We start from the raw sequence: 23299 nt of genomic DNA on the forward strand, positions 1-23299 counted from the left end.
GTGGTAAAAGCCAAAAGCGGAACATGGCGCGCCACCGTGTAGGAGCGGCTTCAGCCGCGACGCGCTATTGCTGACCGGTTGCGGCTGATTCCCACAGTGAGACAAGCGCTGTTCCTTCAACGAACACTGTCTTCTTCGCTCGCAAAGACGCCTGAACCTGTTCTCCGGATCCACCATGACTTCATCCACTCGTGCTCCCTTTCGAACACCAGCCGCGCCGATGACCACTGTGGCAATCAACTGTCATGCAGCCGAAACGCGCGAAGTGGCGTGCGTTCCGATGCCGCAATGCGTCGGGACTGAAGTCCCTCCCACAGTGCACCCGGCAGGCTCGCCGCAAGCCACTGTGGGAGCCGCTTCAGCCGCGACGGGTTTTCCCGGTAACGCCTGTCGCGGCTGAAGCCGCTCCTACGACACGCGCGCAATGCACCGCGCTCGCGCCTCCCCCAATCCCGAATCCCCACTCCCCAATCCCGGCCTCTCCCCATGTCGCCTCTCGAACTGCTCGCCGTGCTGGTCAACGTGTTGGGGGTGTGGCTGACCGCGCGGCGGGTGCGCTGGTGCTGGCCGGTCAACGTGGTGGCGGTGCTGCTGTACGCGTGGCTGTTCTATCAGTGGAAGCTGTATTCGGACATGCTGCTGCAGGGCCTGTACGTGGTGCTGCAGGGCTACGGCTGGTGGCGTTGGAGCAACGGCCTGGGCGACGACGGCAAGGTCCAGGTCGGGCCGCTGCCGTGGGCCGAAGGCGTGCGTTCGCTATTGGCCGGCGCCGCCGGCGCGGCGCTGCTGGGCTGGTGGATGCACCGGCACACCGATGCCGCGCTGCCGTGGCTGGATGCGGCGCTGTCGGCGTTCAGCGTGGTCGCCAGCGTGTGGGCCGCGCGCAAGCGCATCGCCAACTGGGGCCTGTGGATCGTGCTGGACTGCGTCTACGTCGGCGTGTTCGTGTACAAGGGGCTGTACCCCACTGCCGCGCTGTACGCCGGGTTCGTGGTGCTGGCCGTGTACGGCCTGCGCCTGTGGCAGGCGGATCTGCGTCGCGTGCGTGCCATCGCCTGAGTGGCTCACTCCTCCGGTGACGCGAACGCGCAGTGCGAGCGTGTGTACGGTCGGCACGGGAAAGCGGCGTGCACATCGCACGCCCCCATCGTCCGCGTACCTGCCGGCAGCGTAGTCTTGTCAGCCACGCTTCGCCACGCCCAGAACATCGCATGAGCTTCCCCACCGCCACCGCCGCCGGCTTCGCCCAGCGCATCGCCGATGCGCTGCTGGCGCGTATCGCCGCCGGCGAATGGCGCGCCGACCAGCGCCTGCCGGTGGAGCGCGAACTGGCCGCGTTGTTCGGCTGCACCCGCATCACCTTGCGTGAAGCCCTGCAGCAACTCGAATCGGACGGGCACATCTATCGCGAGAACCGCCGCGGCTGGTTCGTCAGCGCGCCGCGGGTGCGTCACGATCCCAACAGCATCGCCGGCTTCATGCAGTACGTGGCCGCACAAGGCGGCGTCCCGCGTACCGAACTGCTCGCCGCGCAGCGCCAGCCGGCTGGCCCGTCCCTCGCCCGGCACCTGCACCTGGACGATCCCGCGACCGAGGTGTTCGTGCTGCGGCGCCGGCGCTGGATCGGGCGCCGCGCGGTGCTGCTGGAGACCAACGCGATCCTGGCCGCGTGGGCGCCGCGCCTGCTCGACCACGACCTGGCCGGCTCGCTGAGCGCGGTGCTGACCCAACGCCTGGGCTTGCGACAGGCGCGCAGCCGGCTGTCGATGTATCCGGCCACGCTCGATGCCGAGCAGGCCGCACTGCTGCAATCCACCGCCGGCACGCCCTGCTTCCGCCTGCAGCGCGTCAGCTATGCCGCCGACGGCCGCGCGGTGGAGTTCGACATCGAATCCTGGCGCCACGACGTGCTGGAAGTGTCGGTGGAGGTCTACGCGCCGCCGGAGTGAGTCCGGCCTTGTTCGCTATTGCGACGTGAGGCGGAGACGCAGCGGACCACACGCGCTCCCACCCAAGCCACCGCGGCGACGCCGGTGGACCTGGTCGCAATGTCGGCCATGACGGCCTGCCGCGCCAGCCGACGGGTCGGCAAGCAACGCTTCGACAACCTTGGAACAGGCGCACCTCGGCAATTCCCGCCTCACCACCAGAACCATAGACGATGGCCTCCCTTGCCGATGGCGTAGTCGCCCTGCCCCTGCGCAATGCCGGCGACGCCTTGCCGCAACGCCGCAAGCCACGCCGAGCCGATCTCAAGTGCAGCCGTCTCTGCGTCTAAGGGGAAAGACCAGTGATCGTCGGTCGTGGACAGCGTGAGGCGCAGCTTCTCCGGCGCCACCCAAGCGGCGAGACCGCGCCGGTTGTTCGGCACGCCAAGTTCGGTCTTGCCCGGTGCAGTGATGAGAATCGCGCGGGAACCGACACCGTCGGCGACCAAGGCGTCAAGCAACGCCAGCAGCGACTGGCATCCAGCCGGATCTGCGTTGAGATGCCAGCCGGGATAGTTGCGCTCGTTCTCGAGATAGCGCCACAGCGAGATGCGGCCGGATTGTGTCCAGCGCTGAGCACGCGGCAGATCGGGCGGCGACAGGCTACGCATCGAACAACGCACGCTGCGGATCCGGTGGCGGCAACGTGTCGTACAGGCGCTGCAACTCCTCGCGGCAGGCGCGCAGCGGATCGTGCATCAGGAAGCCGGCCAGGCGCGCGTGCCAGGCCGGCCAGCGCGTGGCCAGCGCGTCCATGTCGCCATCGGCGGCGCGGCCTTCGCCGCTGCACGCGACATGGGCGGTCTCGCACAGCACGTTGCGCCAGCCGAGTCCGGCCATGCGCAGCGACAGGTCGGTCAGCGCCGCATACCAGGAGCCGTAGCTGCTGGCGTCCAGCCCGCCGGCGCGCTGCCGCGCCACCCCGCGCAGGACCACCGCATGACACACCGCCGACGGCAGTTCCGGATGCAGCGGCGGCAGGGCCGCGCACGCCCGCGCCAGGCGCTCGGGATCCTCGGGTAGCGGATTGATCTCGCCCAGCCGCGGCCACGCACAGGCTTCGCCGGCATTGCTCCACGGCGTGGCGCTGGCGATGGCCGCATCGCGCGCCAGGCAGGCGCTCAACTGCAGCAACCAGCCCGGCCCCGGCTGCGCGTCGGCGGCCAGCACCGCCACATCGGCATCGCCGCAGGCGCGCAGCATCTCGTCCACATGCGCGACCTCGCCGAGCATGCGCGGCCGCCGCGTGTAGTCGGCCTGCAGGCGCGTGCGCGCCAGCCAGGCCTCGATCACCCGGATGCCGCGCGGCCCGGCCTGCGCATCGTCGGCCAGCCACACGCGGGTGCCGGCCGGGGTGTTCGCTTCCAACGCGCCCAGGCAGGCGTCCAGCGCGACGTCGTCGACGCCGACCGCCAGCAGCACGATGGGCAGGCTCACCCGCTTACTTCTTGCCGCGTGCCGGCAGCGGCTCCATGGCCTTGAACTTCGCTCCGTACTCATCGGTGAGATTGCGCGCTTCCTGCGGGTTGCGCACGATCGACGGCGTGATCAGCACGATCACTTCCTGGCGGGTCTTGTCCTGGGTCTTCTGCCCGAACAGCGCGCCGACCACCGGCAGCTTGCTCAGGTACGGCACGCCGTTGCTGCCGTCGGTGGTGCTGTCGCTGATCAGACCGGCCAGCATGATGGTGTCGCCGCTTTGCACCGCCGCCTCGGTCTTGACCCGTCGCGTATTGATCGGCACGTTGCAGGCGGTGCTGGTCCCGGCGTTGGTGCTGCAATTGGTCGGCGCCGCGCCGGGCGAACTGACTTCCTGCACGATGTCCAGGAACACCATGCCGTCCTTGGTCACGCGCGGCCGCACCTTCAGGATCACGCCGGTATCGATGTAGTTCACCGACGAGTAGGTGGTGCCGGTGCCCAGGCCGGTGTCGACGCTGACCGAATTGATCGGGATGCGCGTACCCACATTGAGCGTGGCCTCGGCGTTGTTGCGCACGAACACCGACGGCGTCTGCAGCAGCTTGACGTCGGTGACCTTATCCAGCGCAGTGATCACCGCCGCGGCGTTCTTGCCGAGGAAGGTCCAGCCCAACCCGCTGCTGCCGGTGATGGCACCGGCAATATCGCCCCAGATCTTGCGGCCAGCCGCGCTGGGCAGGTTGGCACCACCGCCGCTGAAGCCGATGTTGTTGGCAGTGGATGACGCATTCACCGCCTGCTCGAAGTACCAGTTGACGCCGTACTGCAAGTCGCCGCTCAGATTGACCTCCGCCACCTGCGCCTCGATATGCACCTGCATCGGCATCACGTCGAGCTTCTCGACCACGTCGCGGATCGAGCGCCAGGCCTGCGGAGTCGAGCGCACCAGCAAGGTGTTGGTTTCTTCCACCGCCGACACGCCGACCTTGTCGCCCTGCACTTCCAGGGTCACGCTGCCGTTGCCGGACGTGCGAGGCGACAGCTGCAGGCTGCCGCTACCGAGGCCGCCGCTGCTGCTGCCGGAAGAGCTGCTGCTGCCGCCCAGGCTGTCGCTACTGCCGCCCAGGCTCCCGCCCAAACTGCTACCACCCAGGCTGCTGCTGTCGCTGCCGTTGAAGCCACCCAGGCCGCCGCCGTTCAACTGGCTCATCTGCGAGCCCGGCATCAGCGAGGCGTTGGAGTCGCCGCGGTTGCCGCCGCCGGCGCCGAATACTTCGGCCAGGCGGTCGGCCAGGTCCTTGGCCTTGATGTACTTGAGTTCGTAGGAGAACAGCCGCGCGCCGCCGCCGGCGCTGTCGATGCGGTCCAGCCACTCCTGGATCTGGTCCAGGTAGCGCGCCTGCGGGGTGATCACCAGCACCGCGTTGGCGTTCTCCAGCGGCATGAAGCGGAACATGCCGGCGCTGGGGGTCTTGCTGTTCTCGCCGAACACCTTCTCCAGGTCGGCCGCGACCTGTTCGGCCTTGCCCGACTGGATCGGGAACACGCCCACCGACATGCCCGACAGCCAGTCGACGTCGAAGATCTGCACGGTGCGCAGGTAGTTCTCCAGTTCGGCGCGGGTGCCGCCCAGGGTGATGACGTTGCGCGAGCCGTCGATGCCGACGATGGCGTTCGGCCGCGCGTATGGCTCCAGCACCTTCTTCATCTCGCTGGCGGAGATGTATTTCAGCGGCACCACCCGTACCTCGAAACCGCGCGCGTTGGCCGGCGAGGCGGTGCTCGGCGCCACCGTGCCGGCCAGGGCCTGGTCGGCGGGGACGATGTTGTAGCGGCCGCCGCTATAGACCATGCGCGCGTTGTTCCAGCCCAGCACCATCTCCAGCAGGTTCAGCGCCTGCGCCGGCGACACCGGCTTGGGCGTGGCCAGGGTCACCGTGCCCTGCACGCCCGGCGCGATCACGTAGTTCTGCCCGAGCATGTCGCCGAGGATGGCCTTGACCACCGCCTGCAGCGATTCGCCCTCGAAGTTGAAGGTGGCGCTGCCGCTGCTGGCGTTGCCCAGCGACGGCGCCGGCGCCGCGGCGGCCGCGGAATTGATCATGGTGCCGCTGCCGCGGCGGATCACCGGGGTGGCGCGCTCGGGCAAGGCATTGGGATCGGCCGGGCCGCCCTCGCCGTCGGTCTGGGTGCTGCCGGCCGCGCCGACCTGGGGGTTGATCGCGGCGCCGCGGCGGACATCCGGCGAAGGCGTGGTGGCACAGCCGGCCACCAGGCCGATGGCGAGGAACAGGGAAAACAGACGCGGCGTCATGCGATCACTCTTCAAGGGTTCTGACCTGAGGGGTTGTTCTGGCGCTGTTGCTGCAATTGCCGGCGCCGCGCTTCGATCCGCTCGCGGATCGCCTGCAACTGCTCCGACGAGGGGGCCGGCGAGGACGGCGGCGGCGCGCTCGGGGTCGGCGCCTGGTTCGGCACCGGGTTGGACGCGGAGGGCGTCTGCGGTCGCGGCGCGTTGGCGTTGGACTGACCATTGGGCGCGGACGCCGGCGGCGGCATCTGCCCCTGCGCAGCGGCGCGCCCGGCCTGGCCGAGCACGGTCGGCGGTTGCCCGCCCTTGCCGTCGAACACCTTCAATTCCAGGGTCTGGGTGCCGCCGGAACCGCTGACCGTGGCCTGCCGCGGCGACAGCGACAGCAGCCGCCAGCCCTGCACGGCGTCGCCGCCTTCCTTGAGGCGCAGCGATTCGCCCTGCTCGGTGGTCAGCGTCGCCATCTTGAAGCGGTCGGTGAGCAGCACGCCGGTCAGGCGCACATTGGGCGCGGCGGCCTGGCCGTTGTCGGCGCTGAGGAAGAACGGATGCGGGCGCCGATCCTCGGCGAACACCGGGCGCGCGGCGATCTCGCCGTACTGCGAGAAATCGCCCAGGCGCTGCGTGGTAGCCGCGGGCAGGCCCGGCAGCCGCTGCAGCATCGACGGGTCGTCGGGCAGCGGCGCCACGCGTTCGCCCAGCCCGCCCAGGCCCAGCGCCCAGACCAGCAGCCCCCACAGCGCCAGCGTGCCCAGCCACACGGTGCGCAGGCCCATCGCTTCAATTCGCATGGCGGCCCTCCACCTGTTGCGGCAGATCTGCCGGTGCGGCATTCGCGGCACCGGGCGCACCCGGCGGATTGGTCGCGCCGGGCGTGCCCGGCGGCGGCGGTGGCGGCATGGACGCCGGCTCGCTCGGCCCGGCACCGGCGGAACCGCCGGCGTTCATCACCGGCGTCGCCGCGGCGGGGGCCGCCGCGGCAGACGGATCGGGACCGGCGGACGCCGCCGGCGGCGCCGGCATCGCGTTCGGGCGCAGGTAGCCGGCCAGTTCGAAGGCCACGTCCAGGCCGTTGCCGCTCTCGCCCGGCGAGAGCTGGTAGCGCTGCGCCATCACGTTGAGGTTGTCGATGAACAATGCCGGGGTGCCGCTCTCCAGCGCATGCAGCACCGCCGCCAGTTCGGGCGTGCCGCAGCGCAGGCGCACCTGCACCGCGACGCGGGTGAAGCGGTCGCTGCGGTTGTCGGCGGCCAGCGGCGAGCGGTTGCTGATGGCGCAACTGCGGTTGCCGGGACTGGCCGTGGCCACCGCGCTTTCCAGGCGCTGCACCAGGCCGGCCGAGGCCAGCTCGGCCGAAGTCTCGCGCAGGAAACCAGGGCGCGTCGCGAGTTCGCGCTGCGCCTGCTGCAGCCGTTGCGCCACCTGCGGCGCCTGCTGCAACTGCATGCGCACGCGCAGTTCGCGCTGCTGCAGTTCCTGGATCTGCGCATCGACCTCGCGCATCGGCACGGTCCACCACGGATGCACCAGCACCAGGTAGCCCAGCGCCAGCGCCGCCAGCAGCAGGCCCAGCGCCAGCCAGCGGTCGCGCTTATCGACCTGCACCGGCATCGGCGGCCTCCTTGCGCTTGGTGCCGGCCAGCTCGGCGGTGAGGGTGAAGCGGTCGCGGTGGCTGCCCGGATCAGCCTGCAGCACGCCGGTCAGCGAGGGCGTGCGCCACAGCGGCGAGCCTTCCAGGCGCCCGACCAGCGACGAGGCTTCGCTGCTGAGGCCGATCAACTGCAACTGGTTGCCCTCGATCGAGAACTTCTCCAGGTAGGTGCCCTCCGGCAGGCGCTTGCTCAGTTCGTTCCAGACCTCGACCGAAGCCGGGCGCTCGGCGCGCAACTGGTCGAAGAACGCGGCGCCTTCGACCAGATCGAGCAGTTGCTGGCGCTGCGCGGCCACGGCGCGTGCGCGCTGCGCGCCGCTGTCCACCTGCGTGCGCAGGTGCTCCAACGCATCGCGGCGGTTGTCCAGCAACTGCCAGCCGGCCGCACACAGCGCCAGCAGCGCGGTGGCGGCGAGGATCGCGTTCCAGCGCCGCATCGGGTCGGCGCGGCGGTGGCGCTGTTCCTGCGGCAGCAGGTTCACTCCCAGCGGCGCGCCATCGCTGCCGGCGACGTCGATGCCGGCCAGGGTCGGGCGCAGCGCACCGGCGCTGGCCTGCAGGTCGTCCAGCACGCGGCGCGGCGCCACCACCAGTTCGGCGTCGAGCTGGGCATCGTCGCGGCGGCCGTCGGCGCGCACGTCGTAGATCACCTGGTCGGCCTGAAACGGGGTCTGCCGGTCGATCTCGAACTTCACCACCTCGCGTAGGTGCTCGGCGGCCGCCGCCGGCAGGCGCAGCCGGCGTTGCAGCGCCGCCTCGGCCGGCAGCAGCCAGACCCGCGGCAACGCCGCCAGGCGCGGCCCCAGCAGCGCCTCCAGTTCGGCGGGCAGCAGCGGCCACGGCAGCGCCAGCGGCGCGCCCAGTTCGGACTCGACCTGCCGCGCCAGCATCAGCTGCTCGCCCTCGCGCCACAGCAGCAGCCGCGCCTGCGACCAGCCCAGCTGCAGTTGCCAGCGCGGCGGCAGCCACGCCATCAGCGAGCGCTGCCACCAGGCCAGCAGCCCGCCCGCACCGGGGGCGATGCGTACGCCAAGTTTGTCCATCGTGTCGCGCCACGCCGTCATCGCACCGTCGTTCCTTCTTCCCAACGCAACACAGTGTAGGCGGAGCCCGGCAGCGCCGACGAGCCTGGTCGTACCACCGCGCGCAACACGCCCTCGCGGCCGTTGCCCAGCCGCGCCCGGCTTTCGATGCTGTAGGTGCCGCCACCGCCCATGCCGACCATGCCGAGCTGGGTCTGGTCGGTGCGTTCGCGCTGCGCCAGCACCTGCTGCGCGTCCAGGCCCAGCGCGGTCAGCACCGGTCCCGGCGCGAAATCCGGCGTCGGCCGCGACACCCCGCCGTACAGGGTCAGGTTGGGCAGCAGCTTGGCGTACAGCTCCGGATCCATCCCCAGCACCAGTTGCAGCTCGGCCAGGCTTTCGAACGGCGCATCCTTGGCGCCGTAGGGCAGACCGGCGGCGGCATAGTCCGGATCCTCGGCGCCGTTGGGCTGGGTCAGGTTGTCCGGATCGCGCCAGTCCACGATCGCCGCGGCGATGCGTTCGGCGCGCTGCGGATCCTCGCCGACCGCGCGCACCAGCGCCGCCAGTAACTGCGCATCGGCCATGTTCAGATCGACCTTGCCGCTCTCGTCGGTGACCCGCAGGTCGACCGTGGCGCCCTCGTATTGCCAGCGGTAGCGCCGCCCGTCGGCGCGCCAGCCCGGCTGGGTGGGGGTGCCGGCGAGCCGGGTCAGCGCGTATTCCAGGCCGGCGCGGGCGCGCTCCTGCGCCTCGGCGCCGTCGCCCAGCACCTTGCCCTGCAGGTTCTCGGTGCGCGCGGTCAGCGCGAAGGCGCCGATCAACGCGGTCAGCAGCGCGATCAGCCACAGCACCAGCACCAGCGCGGCGCCGCGGTGGCGACGTGCCGCGCTCATTGCCGCATCTCCGCGCCACCGGCCTGGCGCAGCGCCACCACCAGCGGCGGCCATGCCACGCCGTCGCCGCTGCGCAGTTCGATCGAGACCAGCAGCGGCAGCGTATCGGTGCGCTCCCAGCGCTCCTGCCAGGGGCCGATGGTGCCGCGCTCCGGATCCAGGCCGCGGTAGCGGAAACGCACCTCGCGCAGGTCGCGCGCCAGCGGCTCGGGCGGACGCGGCGGGGTCTCGACCAGTTGCTTGCCGGCCTGCACCTGCACCAGCGCGATCGCCAGTTGCCGATGGTCGCCCTCGCCGCTGACCCGCAGGTCGTGCAGGTAGGGACCGCCGCGGCCGAGGTACTCGGGCAGATCGGCCACGAACTGCATGCGCTGCGGTTCGCCGACGAAGCGCACCGGCTGCAGGGTGTGCGTGTCGATGTCCAGCGGCAGCGATTGCGCGCCGCTCAGGCGCCGGCGCAGGAAACCCTCGACCGCGCGCATGCGTTCGCTGCGCCCGGCGATCGCCTCACCGCGGCCGCTGATCGCCATCGCCGAACGCAGCGTGGCGAAGGCCAGGGTCAGGCCGCCGACCAGCAGCACCGTGGCCAGCAGCACTTCGATCAGGGTGAAGCCGCGCGCGGTGGCGCGCTGCGGCGCGCGCATGGTCATTGCGGCACCCCGTTGCCTTGCGGAGCGACCAGGCGCAGGGTCTTCCACTGCAGCGCCTGCGCCGGCGTATCGCCCCAACGCACCTGCAGGGTCAGTTGCAGCAAGGTCGGTGCGCCGGGCGTCACCGCGGCGTCGGGCGGCCGCCGCGGGTCGGCGTAGGGCGCCACGTCCAGGGTCCAGCGGTAGCGGCCCTGGTCCAGGGTGCCCTGGCTGCGTCCCGGTTGCAGCGGCTGCTCCACGCCCTGCGCCGCCAGCAGCGACTGTGCGTACAGGGTGGCGCGGCTGAGTTGATCGGCGCGCTGCACCTGGCGCGCAGCGCCGGACAGCGAGCCGAGCAGCAGGGTCAGCGCCAGCGCCAGCAGCGCGAACGCCACGATCACCTCGATCAGCGTGTAGCCGCGCTGGCGGTTCATGAACCCGCCTGCTCCGGCGCACGCCCCACCGTGACTTCGCCGGTCAGCCAGGTCACGTCGATGCGCCAGCGCGCCTGGCGCGCCTGCAGCTCGATGCGCCCACCGCTGGAGGCGCCGTCCTCGAAGAACTGGATCGCGCCCTCGCCGTCGCGGCGCTGCGCCTGGCGCGCGCCGGTGAAGCGGATCGTCAGCGACGGCGGGATCTCGCCGTGGCGGCCATTGGGCGCCTGCCAGCGGTGCGCCTGCGGATCGATCAGGAACCGCTGCGGCTGGCCGCTGGCGATCGCCTGGGTGCGGGTGTAGCGCAGTTGCGAGGCGATCTCCTTGGCCGCTGAGCGCAGGCGCATGCCGTCGATGCCGCCGGTCAGCACCGAGGCCGCCAGCAGCGCGGCGATCGCGATCAGGCCCACCACCAGCAGCATCTCCAGCAGCGACACGCCGCGCATGCGCGCACGCGCGGCCGGCGCGCACGCCGGCGCGCCGAAGCGCAGCGCGCCGGCAGGGGCCCGGATCACGGCGCCGGATCACTCGTACTTGATGTCGGCGTCGTAACTGCTGCCGCCGGGCTGGCCGTCCTTGCCGAGGCTGATCAGGTCGAACGGGCGGCCGTCGCCGGGCACCTTGTACTCGATCGGGTGGCCCCAGGGGTCGTTCAGTTCCGCGGGCTTGGCGTACGGGCCGAGCCAGCCGCTGACGCCGCCCGGCGCGGTGACCAGGTCGTCGAGCTTGGACGGCAGCTTGCCGGTGTCGAGCTGGTAGTTGTCGACCTTGCCGGCCAGGGTCTGGATCTGCGACTTGGCCAGGTTGGCCTTGCCGCGGTCGGCGCCGCCGAGCACGCGGCTGCCGACCAGGGTCAGCACCGCGCCGATCAGCACGATGACGATGATGATTTCCAGCAGGCTCATGCCCGCCTGGCGTGCGGCGGACGGGGAACGGGTCAGGGAGCGGCTTAGAGTGCGCATTGCATCGGATCCTTGCGGTGGAAGACCTATGTAGCCGAACACGGTGACGATGGCAGCCGGGGCCGGCCGGCGGTACAGCGGCGCGTCACGCACGCCGTCACACCTGGCGGCGGAGGATCCGTGCCGCGCGCACGCACGGCCGGCGCGCGCGGCGCCGCTGGCAATGGGACAGGGGCGGCGGCGGAAGGTTCCCGGACGGACACGCGCGGCGTCACAGTCCGCGACGACCGCCTGAGGCTCGGCCGAGGCCGGGCGCGCGGCGCCACATGCGCCATGGCGCAGCGCGCGGACGTACCAGGCAAGGCGGCTGCCGTCCATGGCGTCGCATTGCCGGCGCCGGACAGACCGGCCCGGCCATCCATGGCCGGGCGTTCGGCCATGCGCGAACCGTTGGTTCGCACGCGCATGGCCTCTTTCGATTCGTTCGTCCGCTGCGCGACGCGCCTGCGCGGCCATCCATGGCGCAGCATCACGAGCGCCGGAACCACCGGCCCGGCCATCCCTGGCCGGGCGTTCGGCGCCACATGCGCCATGGCGCATAAGCGTGGCGCCTCACCCAATCGCATTGGTGAGGTCGTAGAGCGGGACGAGGACGGAGATGATCACCAGGCCGACCACCGAGGCCAGGACCAGGGTGATCGCCGGCACCATCGCGGCCAGCAGGCGGTCGATGGCCTGGGCGGTTTCCTGTTCGAAGGTGTCGGCGGTCTTCAGCAGCATGATGTCGAGCGCGCCGGATTCCTCGCCGACCTGGATCATCTGCAACGCCAGGCGCGGGAAGCGCTTGCCCTTGGACAGCGACGCCGACAGCCCGTGGCCGTTCTTGACGTCGTCGGCGGCGGCGCCGACGTCGGCGGTCAGCGCCAGGTTCGACAGCACGTTGCGGGAAATGCCCAGCGCCGCCAGCAGCGGCACGCCGTTGCGCAGCAGGGTGCCCAGCGTGCGCGTCAGGCGCGCGGTCTCCAGCCGCGAAATCAGTACGCCGACGAAGCGCTGGCGCAGCAGCCAGGCATCGAAGCTGGCGCGGAACGCTGGGTCGCGGCGCTTGCGGTCCACCGCCAGGACGGTCACGCCGGGCACCACCAGCAGCACGATCCACCAGTCGCGCACGAACAGGCCCACGCTCAGCACCGCCTGGGTGAACCACGGCAGGGCCACGTCCAGGCTCTCGTACATCTGCGCGAACTGCGGCACCACGTAGCCGAGCAGGAACAGCAGCGCGCAGCCGACCACGCTGACCAGGATCGCCGGATAGATCAGCGCGTTGATCACGCGCCCGCGCAGTTCGCGGCTGCGCTCCAGATACTCGGCCAGGCGCTGCAGGGTGTCGTGCAGGCTGCCGCCGGCCTCGCCGGCGCGCACCATGTTGATGTACAGGCGCGAGAACAACCCATGCTGGCGCTCCAGCGCGGTGGACAGCGGCGCACCGCCGCGCACCGCGTCGCGGATGTCGCCGACGGTGCGCTTGGAGCGCTCGTCCTCGGGCAGTTCGAGCAGGATCGACAGCGCGCGGTCCAGCGGCTGGCCGGCGCCGAGCAGGGTCGCCAGTTGCTGGGTGAACTGCACCAGCGCCGCGCCGTCGAACGGCTTGGGCCGGAACAGCCCGCGCAGCGAGGTGCCGCCGCCCTCGGCCGCCAGCTTGGCCTGCATCGGCATGTGCCCCTGCTCCTGCAGGCGCAGCGCGACGTCCGCCTCGCTGGCGGCTTCCATCTGCCCTTCCAGGACCTCGCCATGCGAGTCCAGGGCCTTGTAGCGGTACAGGGGCATTAGGGCTGGGAGTGGGGAATGGGGAATCGGGAATGGGAACGCGCGTCATGCGCGGTCCATGCGTTCCCGAGCGCGGACCGCCGGCGCAGGGCGCAGCGACAGGCTGCCATCGCCGGAGCGCACGCCGAGCGCATCAGGTTTCCTCCGTCACGCGCAGCACTTCCTCGATCGTGGTCTGGCCGCTGAGCGCCTTGGCCAGGCCGTCCTCGTACATGGTGCGCATGCCGGCCTCGCGCGCCAGTTGCTCGATCTCGCCCATGCCGGCATGGCGCATCACCGCACGCCGCAGCACGTCGTTCATCACCAGGAATTCCATGATGGTGGTGCGGCCGACGTAGCCGGTCGGCGCGATCGCCGAGGGCCGCGGGCGGTACAGGAAGATCTCGCCTTCCGGCTGCAGCCGGCGCAGTTCGAACTTCTCGATCTCCTCCGGCGAGGCCGCATAGCGCTCGGCATGGGTCGGCTCCAGCCGCCGCACCAGGCGCTGGGCGAGGATGCCGTTGATGGTGGAGGTCAGCAGGTAGTCCTCCACGCCCATGTCGAGCAGGCGGGTGATGCCGCCGGCGGCGTTGTTGGTGTGCAGGGTGGACAGCACCAGGTGGCCGGTCAGCGCGGACTGGATGGCGATGCGCGCCGTCTCCAGGTCGCGCATTTCGCCGATCATGATGATGTCCGGGTCCTGGCGCACGATGCTGCGCAGCGCATGCGAGAAATCCAGGCCGATCTGCGGCTTGGCCTGGATCTGGTTGATGCCCTCGATCTGGTATTCGACCGGGTCCTCGACGGTGATGATCTTGACGTCGGCGGTGTTGAGCTGGCTCAGCGCGGTGTACAGCGTGGTGGTCTTGCCCGAGCCGGTGGGGCCGGTGACCAGCAGGATGCCGTGCGGCTGCTCCAGCACCTTGCGGAACTGCGGCAGGAACGCGTCGGTGAAGCCGAGCCGGTGGAAGTCGAACACCACGGTCTCGCGGTCGAGCAGGCGCATCACCACGCTCTCGCCGTGCGCGGTGGGCACGGTGCTCACGCGCAGGTCCAGCTCCTTGCCCTGCACGCGCAGCATGATGCGGCCGTCCTGCGGCAGGCGGCGCTCGGCGATGTTGAGCTTGGCCATGATCTTGACGCGGCTGATCACCGCCGCGGTCAGGTTGGCCGGCGGACTCTCGCCGTCGATCAGCACGCCGTCGACGCGGTAGCGCACCTTCAGCCGGCTCTCGAAGGGTTCGATGTGGATGTCCGAGGCGCGCAGTTCCACCGCGCGCTGGATCACCAGGTTGACCAGGCGGATCACCGGTGCCTCGGAGGCCAGGTCGCGCAGGTGCTCGATGTCGTCGGCGGCCACGCTGTCGCCGTCGGCGGTTTCCACGATCGCGCCCATCGCGCTGCGGCCCTGGCCGAACCAGCGCTCGATCAGGTCGTCGATCTCCGAGCGCAGGCCGACCCGCGGCAGCACCTGCAGGCCGGTGGCCAGGCGCACCGCGTCGGCGGCATAGGCGTCGTGCGGATCGGCCATCCACAGTTCCAGCACGCCGTCGCGTTCGCCCAGTGGACAGACATGGAATTGCTTGAGGAAACGCAGCGACAGCGGTTGCGCCTCGGGCAGGCTCTCCGGCGCGGTGGCCGGCAACTGCTTGGCGTCGAGCAGGGGCAGACCCAGCACTTCGGCGCTGACCTCGGCATGGTCGCGCTCGGAGACCAGGCCCAGGCGTGCCAGCAGCGCCAACAGGCTGCCGCCGGACTCGCGCTGCAGTTGCCGCGCGCGCGCCAGGTCGCCGTCCTTGAGCCGGCCCTTGGCCAGCAACGCCGCGATGATGCGGGTTTCGGGCGTCTCCACGGCGACGGCAGTGTCCTTCACGAGCGCATTCACGCGATCCCTCCCAGATGACCGTGCGACTTTAGCAGTTCGGCATGACCCGACGCCGAATCCGGCGCACTCCCCCGCCGCTGTCTACCGGGCGGCCAGCGGACCGGCACCGGCGGGCCCGACCCGGTCATCGACCTGACATCCTGACAGGACATAGTGGGCAGTTGCGTTGCGCGCTGCAGCGGTCGCGGCACAGGCCGATACGGCGCTGCCCCCAGACGCAGGAAACCCGGCCGCAGCCGGGTTTCCTGGGACACCATGGCGCCTCCCTGCGCCGCGTGCGCTTACTGGCGCGCGACCAGGCTGACGCCGCTGTAGGTGCTCTCGCCGACCAGCTTGATGTAGTAGGTGCCGGCCTGCGGCGCGGTGAAGCGCACCGTCTCGTTGTTGCCCGGACGGGTGGACTTGGCGTCGGCGTTGCCGGTGCCCGGCTCCTTGCCGAAGCTCACGTACATCGACACGTTGCCGCTGCCGCCGTAGGTGAGGAAGCTCAGCACCGCGCCGGCCTTGGCCTCGAAGCTGTACAGCGCCTCGTTGCCGGCGGCGCCGGCCAGGCCCGCCACCGCCACCTTGTTGGTCAGGGCGGTCGCCGTCGGCGCGCACTGCTCGGTGGCCGGATCGCACGGCTCTTCCAGCGCCTTGTCCAGCGCGGCCTTGGCATCGACGATGCCGGTGCCGATCGGGGTGCTGGACGGGATCGACACCGGGAACGGACGCGCGGTCTGCTTGAGCAGGGTCTCCAGCGCGGCCGGGGTCAGCGGCGCCTTGCCCGCGGCGATCAGCGCGCTCTGCACCAGCGCCGCCACCGCGGCCACGTGCGGCGAGGCCATCGAGGTGCCGCCCATGCCCATGTAGGTGTAGTTGCCGGAGGTCGGCGTGGTCGCGCCGGTGTAGCCGTTCTGCCAGACATAGCCGCCCGGGTTGCCGTCGACGCTGCCGCCGCCGCCCGGACCGGACAGGTCCACCTTGGCGCCGTAGTTGGAGTAGTAGGTGATGCCGCCGGTGATGCGGGTGGCACCGACCGCGATCACGTTGTCGCAGCTGGCCGGGCTGAAGTTGGCGGCATTGGCGGTGTTGTTGCCGGCGGCCACCACCACCGTGGTGCCGCGCGAGACCGCGCCGTTGATCGCGTCCTGGGTGACGCTGTCGCAGGCGCCGCCGCCGCCCAGGCTCATGTTGATGACCTCGGCCGGGTTCTGGTTGGCCGGCACGCCGGACACGGTGCCGCCCGAGGCCCAGATGATGGCGTCGGCGATGTCGGAGGTGTAGCCGCCGCACTTGCCGAGCACGCGCACCGGCAACACCGTGGCGTTGGGCGCCACGCCGGCCATGCCGACGCCGTTGTTGGTCGCCTCGGCGACGGTGCCGGCGACGTGGCTGCCGTGCCAGGAACTGTCGTCGGCGACGGAGCCGGCGTAGCACTCGTTGTCGTTCTCGACCCAGTCGCCGTAGTCCAGCGCACCCGGCACGCGGTCGTCGGTCGCACGCCGCGAAACCTCCTTGTCGGAGATGAAGTCATAGCCCTGCAGCAGGTTCACCGCCACGTCCGGGTGGTTCGGCAGGATGCCGGTGTCGAGCACCGCCACCACCACGCCGTCGCCCTTGGACACGTCCCACGCGGCCGGCGCGTTGATGCCGCCGTTGGCGTTGCTGTAGTGCCACTGGTACTGCGCGTACAGCGGATCGTTGGGCACGAACTGCGGCTGCACCTGCGCCTTGGCCCGCAGCACCTCGACCGGGCGCAGCTTGGCGTCGACCTGCGCGTACTTCACCGCCGGGTCGGCGGCGATCTCCGCCACCACCTTGTCCAGGTCGGCCTTGCTCAGCTTGCCGGTCAGGCGGATCAGGTCCGCACCGATGCCCAGGGTGCGCACGTACTCGGCGCGCACGCTGGCCGCGGCCGCGCGCGAGATGCCGTTGCCGCCGCCGAGGCTGGCGCGGCCCACCGCCGACTGCACTGCCGACAGCTTGGCGCTGCGGTCGCTGGCCGCGGCGCTGCCGGCGTTGTAGCGCACCAGGATGCGGTTGGAGGTCACCGCATCGGCCGGCGCGGAGGTGCCAGGTTCCTTGACCGGCAGCGGTGCCGAAGCGCCCGCCGCGATCGCGCTCGAGGCTCCCAGCGACATCGCCAGCATGGCGGCGGCGATGGCATTGATACGAAGGTTTTGCTTGTCGATCACGTTGACGTCCTCTTCAAAGTTTCGTGGATCAGGCGACAGTTGCGGCCGTAAAACTCCCTTTTTCCGAATCCGTTGGCCGGCCCAGCCAAGGTCCTGTGGTCTGCCCCCTCAGGCCATTGCGTGGCGGACGGCGGCAGTTGCCGCCGTCCGCGATGGATCACCAGCCGAAACCGGCACCGATGCCGATCGAGCTGTCGTCGCTGCTGAAGGCACCGCCGATGGTCACCGTGGCGCGGTCGCTGAAGGCGCGCTGGTAGCCCACCGATAGTGCCGACTCGCCGTTCTGGAAGCCGATGCCGGCGCCGACCCGGTTCTGGGTGCGGATGCCGGCGGCGCTGGTGGCCATGTTGAGCATGGCCGCGCTCATCGCGCCCTGGCGGTCGATGCGGCGGTCCTGGTCGCGCAACCGCGCATCGACGTCGCCGCGCAGCACCTCGAAGCTGTCGGCCATGGTGCCGAAGCGTGCATCGGTGTACGACTTGGCGCTGGCCACACCGTTGTCGAGCTGGCTCTTGTTGACCGCATCGGTGGCCTGGGTGCCGGCGGCGACGTTGGCGAGCTGGCGCTCGTTGCCGGCACTGCCGATCGAGACCGTCTGCGCGCGATCGGCCACCGAACCCTGCCCCAGGGCGACCGCGCCCTGCGCCGTGGCGCTGGCGCCCTGGCCGAGGGCGGTGCCCGAGGCCGCGCTGACGCTGGCGCCCTCGCCCATCGCCACCGCGTTGGTCGCCACCGCCGCGATGTGGCTGTTGGCGCCCACCGCGGTGCTGCCGTCGGCATTGACCTTGGCATTGCTGCCGATCGCGGTGTCGTTGGCACCATGCGCGTAGGCGCTGCCGCCGATCGCGGTGCCGGTGACGTCGTTGGCACGCGCGGCGGTCCCCACCGCCGTGGCGCTGGAGGCCACCGCCGCGCTTTCGCCGACCTGGGCGGTGCCGATGCTGCCGGACACCTGCGCGGTCGTGGCCGTCGCCGCGGCCTCCGCCGCGGTCGCCGGTGCGGCCTCGGTGGCCTGTGCGGCCACCGCACTGGCACCGACCATGCGCGCGCTGCGTGCCGCGGTGGCGCTGCCACCGGTGCGCGCATCCAGTTCGCTCACCTTGCCGTCCAGCGCCGCCAGCGCCGCGCCGACGTTGTTGTAGCTGGCGCCCTGGATCACGTAGGTCGGCGCCACGAACAGGCCTTGTGCGCCCAGCCCGGCACCGCCGCCCAGGAACGTGGCCATGTTGCTCAGCGACTGGTACAGCTGGCTGCCGTTGATCGCCTCGGTGCTGCCGGCGGCGACGCTGCCGGCGGTCAGGTTGACGATGCGCCGGGTGGCCGGGCCGCCACGGCCGTTGCCGCTGCCCAGCGACACGGTGTCGGCTTCGTACACCCGCGAGCCGGCACCGAGCGCCACCGCGTTGTCCGCCGAGACGCCGGCATTGGCGCCGAGTGCGACGCCGTTGCTGCCGCTGTTGCGGACGAAGCTGTTGTAGCCCATCGCCACGCCGTTCTCGCCGATCGCATTGGTCTGCAGACCGATCGCGGTGCTGCGCGCACCGGTCGCCGAGCTGCCGGCACCGGTGGCGGTGGCACCGGCACCGGCGGCGACGCTGCCCACGCCCAGCGCGGAACTGCGCAGGCCGCTGGCGGTGGCGCCGGCACCGGCCGCAGTGCTGTCCACGCCGCTGGCGCTGGCCACCGCGGTGCCGGAACTCTGGAAGCGCGCACTGGTATCGCCGGCCGCGGTGGCCACCGCGTCCAGCTGCGCCTTGTTCACCGCGTCGGTGGCGTTGACCGCCGCGCCGACGTTGGTGATGCGACGCGTGGCCGGCGCGGTGACGCCGTTGCCGCCGCCCACCGACACCACGTTGGCTTCGCTGGTGCGCGCGCCCGAACCCAGGGCGACGCTGCCGGCGCCGCTGGCCGAGGCGTTGATGCCCAGCGCGGTGGCGTTGGTGCCGCCGTAGGCGAAGGCGTTCTGGCCGATCGCGGTGCCGCCCTGCGCCGTGGCCCAGGCGAACTGGCCGACCGAGGTGGTCTGCGCCGCGGTGGCCCAGGCCGAGGCGCCGAGCGCGGTCGCATCCTCGCCGGTGGCGCGGGCGCTGTAGCCGAGCGCCGCGGCATAGGCGCCGGAGGCGGTGCTGCCCCAGCCCAGCGCCGAGGCGTAGTTGCCCGCCGCCGCCGCGCCGTAACCGAACGCGCTGGTGCGCGTGCCGCTGGCGGCGCTGAAGGCACCGACCGCGGTGCTGTAGTCGCTGCCGGCCGTGGCCTTGTAGCCGTCGGCAGTGGCCTGCAGGCCGCTGGCGATGGCGCCGGCGCCGCTGGCGCTGCTGAACGTGCCGCTGGCCTGCGCACCCGCGCCCAGCGCGGTGGCGCCGGCGGCGCTGGCGGTGGTGGTGCCGTCGAGCAGCACGTTGCCGGACGCGTCGGTGTAGTACAGCGAGCCGCCGATCGCGGTGCTGGATTCGCCGGTGGCGGTGGCGTTGTAGCCGGACGCGGTGGCGTAGCGGGCGCCGGCCAGCGCGCCGCTGCCGAACGCCGAGGCACCGGTGCCGTAGGCGTTGCTGGCCTCGCCGGCGGCGGTGGCGTAGGTGCCTTCCACGTAGCTGCCGACATCGTCGGCCGGGTCGCTGCCGCCGCTGGCCTTGAACTGCTTGCCGGTGGCATCGGCCGACTGCTTCACCTCGTTCAATTGCGCGACGTTGACCGCGTCGGTGGCCTCGGTACCGGCGGCGACGCTGGTGATCTGCCGCTCCTTGCCGGCACTGCCCACCGAGACGGTGTTGTCGCGCGCCGCCTCGGAGTTCGCACCCAGGGCCACGCTGTTGACGCCGGACGCATAGGCGCCGTAGCCGAACGCACTGGCGCTGTCGGCGCTGGCGTAGCTGAGGCTGCCGAGCGCGCTGCTGAAGTCGGCGGTGGCGCCGGCGCCGGCACCGAACGCCGCGCTGTTGGCGCCCGAGGCCTCGGCCGGGATCAGGCCGAAGAACGAGGTGCCGCCGACCGCCACGCTCTCCTCGCCGGAGGCCACGCTGTATTCGCCCACGGCCACGCTGCCGCTGCCGGAAGCGGTGGAGGACACACCGACCGCGGTGCCGTAGCTGCCCGAGGCGAGCGCGCCGTAGCCCAGCGCCGAGGACAGATAGCCGCTGGCCTCGCTGTAGCCGCCCAGGGCGGTGGCGCCGATGCCCGAGGCAGCGCTGCGGAAGCCGGTGGCCGTGGCCTGGTTGTCCGAGGCCACCGCTTCGTTGCCGGTGGCGGTGGCATAGGTGCCGCTGGCCTGCGCGCCGGCACCACTGGCGGTGGCGCCGATCTCGCTGGCCTGGGCGTTGCTGCCGATGGCGATGCTGTTCTCGCCCGACGCCTGGCTGGCGTTGCCCAGCGCAACCGCGTCGACCCCGCTGGAGACGGCATTGAAGCCGATCGCGGTCGCCCCGGCGGCCACGGCATTGGCGCCGCCGCCGAGTGCCGTGGCGCCGTCGGCGGTGGCGTTGGCCGCCTCGCCGGCGGCCAATGCGTTGTCGCCGTCGACCAATGCGCCGGCATCGCTGTCGGCGCTGCCGCTGGCCTGGAAGTACGTGCTGGTCGCTGCCGCCGCCTGTTTCACCGCATCCAGCTGGGCGACGTTGACCGCGTCGGTGGCCTCGGTGCCTGCAGCGACGTTGGTGATCTGCCGCTCCTGGCCGGCACTGCCCACCGACACGCTGTAGGCGCGGTCGGCCACCGCCCCGGCGCCCAGCGCCACCGCATTGGACGCGGTGGCCTCGCTGCCGGCACCGATGCTGATCGCGCTTTCCGCGTCGGCCACGGTGTTGGTGCCGATGGCGATGGTGTTGACCTGGTTGCCCAGCGCCTGGAAGCCCAGCGCCACGCTGTAGTTGCCGTAGCCGAACGCGCCGCGGCCGACCGCGGTGGCGCTCAGGCCCGGCGCCCAGCTGTTGAAGCCGATCGAGGTGGCGCCGCTGCCGCTGGCCCACGCGCCGGTGCCGAACGCCGAGGCGTTGGCGCCGGTGGCCCAGGCCGAGGTCCCGAACGCCGACGCGCCATCGGCCGTGGCCCAGGCGTAGGCGCCGACCGCACTGGCGTCCTCGCCGCTGGCCCAGGCGTTGTCGCCCTGCGCCAGGCTGTAGTTGCCGGTCGCGCGCGCCTTGTAGCCGCCGGCGGTGCTGTGGTCGCCGGTGGCTTGCGCACCGTAGCCGGTGGCGGTGGCGACGCTGCCGGTGGCCTGCGCGCCCGCGCCCAGCGCGGTGGCGTTCTCGCCGGCATTGGCGCCGACCAGCACCGGCTTGCCGTCGGCATCGACGATCGGCTGGTTGTACTGGTCGTAGGCCTGGCCGCGGCCGCCGATGGCGGTGCCGCCGGTACCGCTGGCGCTGCTGCCGTTGCCCAGCGCCACCGCGTCATCGCCCATCGCCGCCGCGCCGCTGCCGAACGCCGCCGCGCCGCTGCCGTAGGCATTGGCCGCATCGCCGGCGGCCAGTGCGCCGTCGCCGTCGGCATAGGCGCCGACCGTGCCGTCGCCGCCATGCGCGAAGAACTTGGAGGTGCCTTCAGCGGTGGCGCGCACCGCATCGAGCTGCGCAAGATTCACTGCATCGGTGGACTGCGTGCCCGCGGCGACATTGACGATCTGCCGCTCGCTGCCGGCATCGCCGACCGAGACCGTGTTGGCCCGGCGCGCCACCGCGTTGGCGCCCAGCGCCACGCTGTCGGCGGCCAGCGCGGTGCTGTAGAAGCCCACCGCAGTGCTGTTGGCGCCGCTGGCCCAGGACTGCGCGCCCAGCGCGCTGGCGTAGTCGCCCGGCGCGTAGGCGAAGTAGCCCAGCGCGGTGCTCTGCAGGCCCGAGGCCTCGGTCATGCTGCCGTTGGCGGTGGAGTCGTCGCCCGAGGCGATCGCGCCGGCGCCGAACGCGGCTGCGTTGGCGCCGCTGGCCTGGGTCTGTACGAACAGGCCCAGGCCCGGGATCAGGTCGGCCGGACCGCCGACCGCCACGCTGCTGGTGCCGGTGGCCGCACTCTGCGTGCCGACCGCGGTGGCGTAGTCGCCGGTGGCGTTGGCCACCGCGCCGAAGGCCGACGCCTGCGCGCCGCCGGCGTAGGCGCCCACGCCCACCGCCGAGGCGGCGAAACCGCTGGCATCGGCGCTGGCGCCCAGCGCGGTACCGCCGCCCCCGGCGCTGGTGGCGCCGGTGTCCACCGCCACCCCGCTCTTGGTGATCAGCGGATCGCCGTTGGCGTCCACCGCCACCCCGCCGACCGCCACTGCCGCCGGCCCGGTGGCCTGTGCGTTGGTGCCGAAGGCGGCGCTGTTCTGCCCGGCCGCGACCGCGCCGCTGCCCACCGCGGTCGCCCCGCTGTTGAGCGCATCGGCGCCGGCGCCGAGCGCGGTGCTGCCGTTGCCGATGGCATTGGCGGCCTCGCCGGCGGCGAGCGCGTCGTCGCCTTCGACGTAGGCGCCGGCATCGCTGTTGCCGGCGCTGGCCTGCAGGTACTTGCCGGCTTCCTGCAGCTGCGCCACGTTGACCGCGTCGGTGGCTTCGGTGCCCGCGGCGACGCTGGTGATCTGCCGGGTCAGGCCGTTGGCCACGTCGCCGACCGAGACGCTGTTGTCGCGCGCGGCGTAGGAATGCGCGCCGAGCGCGACCGCATTGGTCGGCGCCTGGTCGCGCGCATCGTCCAGCCAGGTGCTGACGCGCGCACCGTAGCCGATCGCGGTGGCGTCGCTGCCGTTGGCCTGGCTGTCGGTGCCGAGCGCGGTGCCGTTGGTATTGAAGGTCGAGGTCACCGCGCGCGCGCCCAGCGCCACGCTGTCGGCGTTCCAGGCGGTGGCCTTGTAACCCAGCGCGATGCCGCTGTCGCCGGACGCCAGCGCATAGCTGCCCAGCGACACGGTGTACGGCGCGAACGAGCCGGCACTGTGGCCGATCGCCACCGAGTCCACGTTGCCCGGCAGGTTCGGGAACACGTTGGCGTTGTAGCCCAGCGCGATCGCGTAATCGCCCTGGCTCTCCGCGCCGGCACCGAGCGCCACGCTGCCGACGCCGGTGGCCGCGGTGATGCCGACGCTGTTGCCGGCACTCGCCGCGGCGGTGCTGACCCCGCCGATCGCCACGCTGTCGGTCCCGCTGGCCAGCGAGTTCATGCCCATCGCCACGGTGCTGGTCGCGGTCGCGCGCGCGCCGATGCCGGT

At 71.8% G+C, this 23299-nt stretch carries 16 protein-coding genes and 1 pseudogene; 2 read left to right on the plus strand and 15 right to left on the minus strand.

Translation table 11 applies throughout. From position 1 onward, the window contains the following. Positions 1 to 486: 486 nt before the first annotated feature. A complete protein-coding gene (pnuC, locus tag PG878_RS17620; RefSeq protein ID WP_209032414.1) occupies positions 487 to 1059 on the plus strand; it encodes a nicotinamide riboside transporter PnuC in 573 nt (190 codons plus the stop codon). A gap of 152 nt (positions 1060 to 1211) precedes the next feature. Next, entirely contained in the window at positions 1212 to 1949 is a 738-nt protein-coding gene (locus PG878_RS17625) for a UTRA domain-containing protein (protein WP_209032415.1), read from the plus strand. Between the two features lie 191 nt (positions 1950 to 2140). On the opposite strand, the gene PG878_RS17630 is transcribed toward PG878_RS17625, so the two are convergent. The 15 genes and pseudogenes from PG878_RS17630 to PG878_RS17700 all read right to left on the minus strand — a co-directional run bounded on the left by PG878_RS17630 (position 2141) and on the right by PG878_RS17700 (position 23257). After that, on the minus strand, positions 2141 to 2611 hold the full coding sequence (locus PG878_RS17630) for a hypothetical protein (RefSeq protein ID WP_311185983.1): 471 nt from the start codon (positions 2609 to 2611) through the stop codon (positions 2141 to 2143). Then, positions 2592 to 3425, minus strand: a complete 834-nt coding sequence (locus PG878_RS17635; RefSeq protein ID WP_209032417.1) for a glycosyltransferase — start codon at positions 3423 to 3425, stop codon at positions 2592 to 2594. Before PG878_RS17635 ends, PG878_RS17630 begins: the two co-directional genes overlap by 20 nt. A gap of 4 nt (positions 3426 to 3429) precedes the next feature. Further along, positions 3430 to 5724 (minus strand): type II secretion system secretin GspD, encoded by a 2295-nt coding sequence (gspD, locus tag PG878_RS17640; protein ID WP_209032418.1) that lies wholly within the window; start codon positions 5722 to 5724, stop codon positions 3430 to 3432. 11 nt (positions 5725 to 5735) lie between these two features. Then, positions 5736 to 6512, minus strand: coding sequence for a type II secretion system protein XpsN (gene xpsN, locus PG878_RS17645; protein ID WP_209032419.1), 777 nt, complete (start codon positions 6510 to 6512; stop codon positions 5736 to 5738). A 181-nt stretch (positions 6513 to 6693) separates the two neighbouring features. Then, a pseudogene (gspM, locus tag PG878_RS17650) lies at positions 6694 to 7332 on the minus strand (type II secretion system protein GspM); the annotation flags it as partial. After that, a complete protein-coding gene (locus PG878_RS17655) occupies positions 7313 to 8437 on the minus strand; it encodes a PilN domain-containing protein (protein ID WP_104609552.1) in 1125 nt (374 codons plus the stop codon). The pseudogene gspM and the gene PG878_RS17655, both read right to left, overlap by 20 nt. After that, positions 8434 to 9291 (minus strand): type II secretion system minor pseudopilin, encoded by an 858-nt coding sequence (locus PG878_RS17660; RefSeq protein WP_209032421.1) that lies wholly within the window; start codon positions 9289 to 9291, stop codon positions 8434 to 8436. Before PG878_RS17660 ends, PG878_RS17655 begins: the two co-directional genes overlap by 4 nt. Further along, entirely contained in the window at positions 9288 to 9941 is a 654-nt protein-coding gene (locus PG878_RS17665) for a type II secretion system protein J (RefSeq protein WP_209032422.1), read from the minus strand. The genes PG878_RS17660 and PG878_RS17665 overlap by 4 nt, the downstream gene beginning before the upstream one ends. After that, the gene (xpsI, locus tag PG878_RS17670; protein ID WP_017913116.1) at positions 9938 to 10354 is read right to left on the minus strand and encodes a type II secretion system protein XpsI; all 417 of its coding nucleotides are present in this window, start codon (positions 10352 to 10354) and stop codon (positions 9938 to 9940) included. Before xpsI ends, PG878_RS17665 begins: the two co-directional genes overlap by 4 nt. Beyond that, positions 10351 to 10800 (minus strand): type II secretion system protein XpsH, encoded by a 450-nt coding sequence (xpsH, locus tag PG878_RS17675; RefSeq protein ID WP_244672741.1) that lies wholly within the window; start codon positions 10798 to 10800, stop codon positions 10351 to 10353. Before xpsH ends, xpsI begins: the two co-directional genes overlap by 4 nt. Positions 10801 to 10878: 78 nt before the next feature. Beyond that, on the minus strand, positions 10879 to 11316 hold the full coding sequence (gene gspG, locus PG878_RS17680) for a type II secretion system major pseudopilin GspG (protein WP_209032424.1): 438 nt from the start codon (positions 11314 to 11316) through the stop codon (positions 10879 to 10881). A gap of 552 nt (positions 11317 to 11868) precedes the next feature. Beyond that, positions 11869 to 13083 carry a type II secretion system protein XpsF gene (gene xpsF / locus PG878_RS17685; RefSeq protein WP_209032425.1) on the minus strand — a complete coding sequence of 405 codons (1215 nt, stop codon included), beginning with the start codon at positions 13081 to 13083 and terminating at the stop codon, positions 11869 to 11871. Between the two features lie 133 nt (positions 13084 to 13216). Further along, the gene (gene gspE / locus PG878_RS17690; protein ID WP_209032426.1) at positions 13217 to 14947 is read right to left on the minus strand and encodes a type II secretion system ATPase GspE; all 1731 of its coding nucleotides are present in this window, start codon (positions 14945 to 14947) and stop codon (positions 13217 to 13219) included. A 281-nt stretch (positions 14948 to 15228) separates the two neighbouring features. Continuing rightward, on the minus strand, positions 15229 to 17124 hold the full coding sequence (locus PG878_RS17695) for a S8 family peptidase (protein WP_209032427.1): 1896 nt from the start codon (positions 17122 to 17124) through the stop codon (positions 15229 to 15231). A 157-nt stretch (positions 17125 to 17281) separates the two neighbouring features. Beyond that, entirely contained in the window at positions 17282 to 23257 is a 5976-nt protein-coding gene (locus PG878_RS17700; protein WP_425611786.1) for an ESPR-type extended signal peptide-containing protein, read from the minus strand. Positions 23258 to 23299 lie beyond the last annotated feature (42 nt).

The sequence above is a fragment of the Xanthomonas hawaiiensis genome (assembly GCF_031834635.1).
Taxonomy (GTDB): Bacteria; Pseudomonadota; Gammaproteobacteria; order Xanthomonadales; family Xanthomonadaceae; genus Xanthomonas_A; species Xanthomonas_A sacchari.

What these genes read in the sequence shown, in the direction of transcription:
- xpsF (WP_209032425.1), bottom strand. Translation starts at nt 13,083, where the DNA reads ATGCCCCTGTACCGCTACAAGGCCCTGGACTCGCATGGCGAGGTCCTG.
- PG878_RS17655 (WP_104609552.1), bottom strand. Translation starts at nt 8,437, where the DNA reads ATGACGGCGTGGCGCGACACGATGGACAAACTTGGCGTACGCATCGCC.
- PG878_RS17660 (WP_209032421.1), bottom strand. Translation starts at nt 9,291, where the DNA reads ATGAGCGCGGCACGTCGCCACCGCGGCGCCGCGCTGGTGCTGGTGCTG.
- pnuC (WP_209032414.1), top strand. Translation starts at nt 487, where the DNA reads ATGTCGCCTCTCGAACTGCTCGCCGTGCTGGTCAACGTGTTGGGGGTG.
- xpsI (WP_017913116.1), bottom strand. Translation starts at nt 10,354, where the DNA reads ATGAACCGCCAGCGCGGCTACACGCTGATCGAGGTGATCGTGGCGTTC.
- gspD (WP_209032418.1), bottom strand. Translation starts at nt 5,724, where the DNA reads ATGACGCCGCGTCTGTTTTCCCTGTTCCTCGCCATCGGCCTGGTGGCC.
- PG878_RS17665 (WP_209032422.1), bottom strand. Translation starts at nt 9,941, where the DNA reads ATGACCATGCGCGCGCCGCAGCGCGCCACCGCGCGCGGCTTCACCCTG.
- xpsH (WP_244672741.1), bottom strand. Translation starts at nt 10,800, where the DNA reads ATGCGCGGCGTGTCGCTGCTGGAGATGCTGCTGGTGGTGGGCCTGATC.
- xpsN (WP_209032419.1), bottom strand. Translation starts at nt 6,512, where the DNA reads ATGCGAATTGAAGCGATGGGCCTGCGCACCGTGTGGCTGGGCACGCTG.
- gspG (WP_209032424.1), bottom strand. Translation starts at nt 11,316, where the DNA reads ATGCGCACTCTAAGCCGCTCCCTGACCCGTTCCCCGTCCGCCGCACGC.
- PG878_RS17625 (WP_209032415.1), top strand. Translation starts at nt 1,212, where the DNA reads ATGAGCTTCCCCACCGCCACCGCCGCCGGCTTCGCCCAGCGCATCGCC.
- PG878_RS17700 (WP_425611786.1), bottom strand. Translation starts at nt 23,257, where the DNA reads ATGGGCATGAACTCGCTGGCCAGCGGGACCGACAGCGTGGCGATCGGC.